Genomic DNA, 5,761 nt, shown 5'->3' on the forward strand with positions numbered 1-5,761 from the left:
TGCAGCAGGGCTGGTTCAAGGCGTTCCAAGCCAAAGGCGGCGCAGGATGAAGATGTCGGCATTTCCAAAGAACAGCAGCAAACGCTGCGGGCTGCCTCACATGATGCTGCCGCCTGCCTCCTGTCATTGCAAGCGGAGCGAGAAATCTCATGACTCTTCGGAGATTCCTCCCAGCGGCCGCAATGACAGCTCAGCAACTCTTTTCAAAAGAATACTATGAACGCTGTCCTTTCCTTTCTTCTTGTCCTCGGCATCCTCATCTTTGTTCATGAGCTGGGCCATTTCCTCTTTGCCAAGCTTTTCAAAGTGCGGGTGCTGAAATTCTCGCTCGGCTTTGGCAACAAGCTGATCGGTAGACAGTGGGGCGAGACGGAATATCTGATCTCTGCCTTCCCGCTTGGCGGCTACGTGAAGATGCACGGCGAGCAGCCGGACGAGGAAGTCGCTGAAGCGGACAAGGCGGTTTCTTTCTCGCATAAAACCGTGATGCAGCGTTTCTGGATCGTCTTTGGCGGCCCGCTCTTCAACCTGCTTTTCGCCGTGCTGGTCTTCTGGCTGATGTTTGTCTTTGCTGGAATGCCTGATCTGGTGGATTCCACCAAGATCGGCACGATTTCAGCAAATTCAGCGGCGGAGAAAGCGGGGCTGAAGAAAGACGACATTGTGCTCTCCATTGACGACAAAGAGGTGAAGTCTTGGGAGCAGGTTTCTTCATCTGTCAGAGATTCCGGCGGCAAAGAGCTGGCGCTGCGCGTCCGGCGCGGCAAGGAGGAGCTGGCCATCAAAGCGACACCAGTCCGCGACAAGGTGAAAAACATCTTCGGCGAGGCGACTGAGGAACGCTACCTGCTTGGCATGGGCCGCGCCGAGGAAGTGGTGTACAAAAAGGTGTCTCTGCCCGAATCAATCAAGCTGGCCTTTGAGCACACCTGGAGCATGATCGTTCTCACGGTCATGGGCATAGTCAAAATGATCCAGCGGGTGATTCCGGCTTCCGAGCTGGGCGGGCCAATCCGCATTGCCGAAATCGCGGGCGAGCAGCTTAAAGAAGGCTGGATCAACCTGATTCATTTCACCGGCCTGCTTTCAGTCAATCTTGGCATACTCAATCTGCTGCCGATACCGATTCTCGACGGCGGCCACCTTGTTTTCCTCAGCATTGAGGCAGTCCGCCGCAAACCGATGGGAGAAACAGCCTTGATGCGGGCGCAGCAAGTCGGCATGGCCCTGCTCGGCACTTTGATGATCTTTGTCTTCTACAACGACATTGCCCGGCTGGTGCAGCGTTTCCTGTGACAGACAGCCTTCCTCTCATCCTTTCCATCGAAACCGCCGCAGGCTGCGGCAGCGTGGCTTTGACACGCGGCGGCGTGCAGAACGGCGCTTTGATTGCTGAAGCCGCTGTTCATGCTGAGACCAGCCATTCCCGCCAGCTGCTCGGTTCAGTCGAATGGGTGATGCAGGCAGCCGGAATAAACTGGAACGATCTGGCCGCAATCGCGGTCAGCATAGGCCCTGGCTCATTCACTGGTCTGCGCATCGGTTTGGCCGCAGCAAAAGGCATGGTCTTTGCTACCGGCAAGCCGCTGATTGCTGTGCCGACCTTGGATGCTGTCGCCTTGTCCTTTCCGCTGACAGACTGCCCGCTCTGGTGCGTCATGGATGCCCGCAAGCAGGAGGTTTATGCTGCCTGCTACGGCGGGGACAGGCAGCAAACAAGCCCGGCAGAGGCTGTCCGTCCAGAGCTGCTGGCAGAGAAGATTGCGCCGCCTGCGGTCATCGCTGGGCCAGGCTTGGCCGCATATCAGCACATCTTTGCGCAGATTGAGGGCGTGCGGCTCATTCCTCCTGCTTTAAGCAGTCCAAGCGCGGCAAAAATAGGCTTCCTTGCCGCAGAGAAGCTGGCGCGGGGCGAAAGCAGCGATCCGGCTTCGGCTGCGCCGCTGTATGTCCGGCCTTCAGAAGCGGAGGTGAATTTGAAGAAGAAAGCGGCGGTGATGCCGTAAGGGTGAAAAATGTTTCGCCCTTACTAACTATGTCAGGGCAGATATCCTATGATCCAACGCAAACAGACGAAACAGATTTTCATCGGCCAAACTCCGGTTGGCGGCGGCGCGCCGATCACCGTGCAGTCCATGACCAACACCGACACCCGCGATGCCGAAGCCACGGTCCGCCAAATCAAAGGATTGGAGGAGGCGGGCTGCGAAATCATCCGTGTGGCTGTGCCGGACATGGAGGCAGCGCAAGCCCTCCGTTCCATCCGCGAGCAGATCACGATTCCGCTGATTGCCGACATCCATTTTGATTCGCGCTTGGCCGTCGCATCCTTAGAAAACGGGGCGCAGGCCATCCGCATCAATCCCGGCAATCTCGGCGGGCCGGACAAGCTGGCCAGAGTGGTGGATGCGGCCAAGCTGCATAAAGCGGCGATCCGCGTCGGCGTGAATTCCGGTTCGATTGAGAAAGAGCTGCTGGAGAAATATGGGTATCCAAGCCCGGACAACTGCCACGCTTTGATCGAAAGTGCTCTGAACAAGGTGGCAGACATTGAGCGGCTCGGCTTCAGCGAGATCAAAATCTCCGTCAAATCATCCGACACGCTGACCACCATTGCCGCCTACCGCGAGCTGTCGCGGCGCACTGACTACCCGCTGCATCTCGGCGTGACGGAAGCGGGCGGCCTGATTCCCGGCACGGTCAAGTCCAGCGTCGCCTTGGGCATACTGCTCTCTGAAGGCATTGGCGACACCTTCCGCATCTCGTTAACCCGCGACCCGGTGGAAGAAGTGCGGGTGGGCTTTGAGCTGCTTCGTTCTCTGCGCATCCGTGAGCGCGGACCGGAATTGATCTCCTGCCCAACCTGTGGACGCACCCGGATTGATCTCTTCTCGCTGGCGGAAGAGGTGGAGCGGGTCTTGCAGACCATGAAATCGAATCTCAAGGTGGCGGTGATGGGCTGCGTCGTCAATGGCCCAGGCGAGGCGAGGGAAGCGGACATCGGCATTGCCGGCGGTCATGGCTTGGGCATCATCTTCAAGAAGGGCGAGGTGTTCAAGAAACTGCCGGAAGCCGAGCTGCTGCCCGCGTTTCTGGAGGAATTAAGGAAGATGGATGCTGAGGGGAAGTGATGACGGCACGCTACTTCAAGACAACGGAGCAGTTCAGTCGCGCATCAACAATCGCAAGGTGGTCTTGATGCGCAGCAGCACATCAAGACCACCTTGCGGCAGCGCTTTTTAAAAAAGAAAGGCAGCCTGTTCTTCTCGGCAGCAGTCTGAACTCCCGTCTGTCTCCACTTCTCCCTCGGCACGGCATTTCCTGCATTGCCATGATTCACTGCCATCTTTTCCCCGCCAATATTTGATAGCAGTTTGCTCCATGCAGCTTGGACATCGTCCTTGACTGAACCACCTTGTCTCGTAGCCTGGCTCCCAATCCTCTTTGACAACATATTTAGTGCCAATTTGATACCTTTTCTGCGTGTCCATAGCTTGTCCTCTGCTGATGCCTCAGTCTAATATCTTAAAAAAGGAGCGCGAACGGCTCCCCGCATTATCCTGCTCCCTGCCAGTATCCTCTTTGTATGCAAAACATGTTCCATGTTGTCATAAAAGGCAGATGCGTCAGAACCTGCTGTCACTTCGTTCATCTTGCTTCTGCCGCAGGATATGAAAACGATCTTCCGGGCAAGAACTGGTTAGTTTTTGCCCAGTCAGAGCCTTGCACTGCGCAATCTTTACGCAGCCCTGCCCGGCAAGAAGCGCATCAAGAAAGATTTGTGACAGCTGTCACGGCTGATTCGTGATGCGAACCCGTCTCAAAATATTTTTAGATATATTCATGATAACAAGGAGAACCTCCGCTGTCCGTTTCGCGTACAGCAATGGCAGAGCGGACTTTCTTTTTGCGCCATACCTCCAGAGCATGTATTCCGCCGGAGGAAATATGTTCTGCCACATGAAGCGCAGCCGCCCGCGCCACGTCGGCAGGCCTTTCAGCTCCAAGAGCGCGTGACTTGCAATCCCTGCCTGCCGCCCCTCCTGAAGCAACACAGCAAAAGCTTCGCCATTCCGCTCCTTCGCCTTGAAGAGCGGGGCGAGTCCTGCCGGAAAAACTGTGCCGAACCAGAAGGCCGCTGTCTTCAGGCCGTCAGCGCACAGCGTGCTGATCTCCAGCTCTTCAGCTTGGCTGCAACATGCCGCCGCATCTTCTTCGGTCAGGGACTGGCAGAGCAGATGCAGGTCATGCAGCCAAACCAACCGGTCTCCGCTGTGGGAGAAATGCCCGGCCCGATGAAAGCAGGCAAAGAGCAGCGCGTCAGTTTTGCTCAATGTCCGGGCGTGTTCTCCTAAAGCGGGGACAGCCGCCGCCCGCGCAAAAAGATGTTCATCCGCAAAAGCCCTGCTGAACCTGCCGCTGGCGTTGCTGATCCGCCAGTGGATGTCATAACGGCAGTCAAGGCCCTGCCGCCGCCGTGACCAGCTCATCTGCGCGTTGATCCCATCCGCCGCCGCTTCATGCAGTGCTGCGCAGCCCAGCCGCAGCAGCAGGCTGTCCGTCTTGTCCCGATCGGCCTCAGGAATCAGCAGATCGGTGTCGCAGCGGGGGCGCAGCCAAGGCTCAGGATAGAGCGAATAGGCGAGAGCAGTTCCTTTCAGCAGCAGCGGTCGCACGCCGATGCCTGCCAGCGAAGCGAGCAGGCTGCGGAGATCAGCCTCCAGCAGCAGTTCAGCAGCTGCCAGCCGGAGTGAGGCTTCACGCAGCCGGGCCAGCAGCTCCGCAGGCCAGCCGCCGCCTTTCTGCGCCGTCAGTTTGCGGAAAAGCAGCGGTGCTAGGCCCTGCGCACTCGCCTCACGGAAAAAAATATCGGCAGTCAGGCTGCCTTGTTTCGGCCAGACCGCCTCTTCGCTGTTGCAAATCTGGCGCAGCAGCTCAGCTGCATCCTGCCGCAGCTCGCGGACTGTCTTTTGCATCATCCTAACCCAAGGGAGCGGCACAGCTCCCACGTCTGACGAAAAACAATGGCGCGGTCAAATTCCCGCACCGCCTTTTCCCGGCTGGCCGCGCCGAAGCGGCAGCGCAGCTCAGGCTGATCCAGCAGCAGCTCAATCTTAGCTGCCAAGGCCGCTGCATCGCCGACCGGCACGAGAAAGCCGTTCACGCCGTCTGCAACGATCTCGCGGCAGCCGGGCGCATCTGTGGCGATCAGCGGCAAGCCCATGGCCGCTGCTTCCAGCAGGCTGCGCGGCAGTCCCTCACGTCTGCTGGGCAAGACCATCAAATCAACCCTGCCGAGCAGCTGCCGCATGTCGTCAACATGACCAAGCAGTTTAAGCCGACTATTCGCCCGCAGCTGCTGCAGATCCTGCTCTGCTAAGGAGCTGGGATTGCCAGCGTCAGCGGCCCCGGCAAGCAGAAATGCAATCTCGTCGGCACGATGCGCCAGCAGGTTTGCTGCGTCCGCATATTCCTGCACGCCCTTTTCCCGCAGCAGGCGGGCGGCCAGCAGCACTGTGAACCTTCCATCCGCCTGCCGCTGCTGCGGGCTGAACAACGCCGTATTCACGCCAGAACCCCTGATGAGCCGAATCCGTTCTCTCTGGATCAGCTTCTGGTCAAGAAAAAGCTGACGATCGTCAGGATTCTGCACGATCAGGCGGCTGTCCGCACCGCGCAGGGCCAGCCGGAGCAAGCCTTGCGCAAGAGGCCGAAGCAGCCGCATCTGGAATGTTGGGCTAATGAACACATGTCCCAATCC

General features: G+C 58.2%; 5 protein-coding genes. 3 read left to right on the forward strand and 2 right to left on the reverse strand.

Annotated elements, in window-relative coordinates; genetic code table 11:
• Positions 1 to 216: 216 nt before the first annotated feature.
• From rseP to ispG, 3 genes are read left to right on the forward strand one after another with little or no spacing between them, the layout of a single operon-like run.
• Complete coding sequence (rseP, locus tag ACNKID_RS06640; RefSeq protein ID WP_417912651.1) at positions 217 to 1,296, forward strand: RIP metalloprotease RseP; 1,080 nt, start codon at positions 217 to 219, stop codon at positions 1,294 to 1,296.
• Positions 1,293 to 2,006 (forward strand): tRNA (adenosine(37)-N6)-threonylcarbamoyltransferase complex dimerization subunit type 1 TsaB, encoded by a 714-nt coding sequence (gene tsaB, locus ACNKID_RS06645; protein ID WP_417912652.1) that lies wholly within the window; start codon positions 1,293 to 1,295, stop codon positions 2,004 to 2,006. The genes rseP and tsaB overlap by 4 nt, the downstream gene beginning before the upstream one ends.
• Before the next feature lie 48 nt (positions 2,007 to 2,054).
• Positions 2,055 to 3,131 carry a flavodoxin-dependent (E)-4-hydroxy-3-methylbut-2-enyl-diphosphate synthase gene (gene ispG, locus ACNKID_RS06650; RefSeq protein WP_417912653.1) on the forward strand — a complete coding sequence of 359 codons (1,077 nt, stop codon included), beginning with the start codon at positions 2,055 to 2,057 and terminating at the stop codon, positions 3,129 to 3,131.
• Between the two features lie 660 nt (positions 3,132 to 3,791).
• Here the strand turns inward: ispG and ACNKID_RS06655 are convergent.
• Together ACNKID_RS06655 and ACNKID_RS06660 are read right to left on the reverse strand one after the other, a co-directional pair.
• Positions 3,792 to 4,979 (reverse strand): nucleotidyltransferase family protein, encoded by a 1,188-nt coding sequence (locus tag ACNKID_RS06655; RefSeq protein ID WP_417912654.1) that lies wholly within the window; start codon positions 4,977 to 4,979, stop codon positions 3,792 to 3,794.
• Positions 4,976 to 5,761, reverse strand: a 786-nt coding sequence (locus ACNKID_RS06660) for a glycosyltransferase family 4 protein (protein WP_417912655.1), incomplete at its 5' end; no start/stop codon positions are given. The genes ACNKID_RS06660 and ACNKID_RS06655, both read right to left, overlap by 4 nt.

This window comes from Candidatus Electronema sp. TJ (genome assembly GCF_048287355.1).
Classification (GTDB): domain Bacteria; phylum Desulfobacterota; class Desulfobulbia; order Desulfobulbales; family Desulfobulbaceae; genus Electronema.

What these genes read in the sequence shown, in the direction of transcription:
- rseP (WP_417912651.1), top strand. Translation starts at nt 217, where the DNA reads ATGAACGCTGTCCTTTCCTTTCTTCTTGTCCTCGGCATCCTCATCTTT.
- ispG (WP_417912653.1), top strand. Translation starts at nt 2,055, where the DNA reads ATGATCCAACGCAAACAGACGAAACAGATTTTCATCGGCCAAACTCCG.
- ACNKID_RS06655 (WP_417912654.1), bottom strand. Translation starts at nt 4,979, where the DNA reads ATGATGCAAAAGACAGTCCGCGAGCTGCGGCAGGATGCAGCTGAGCTG.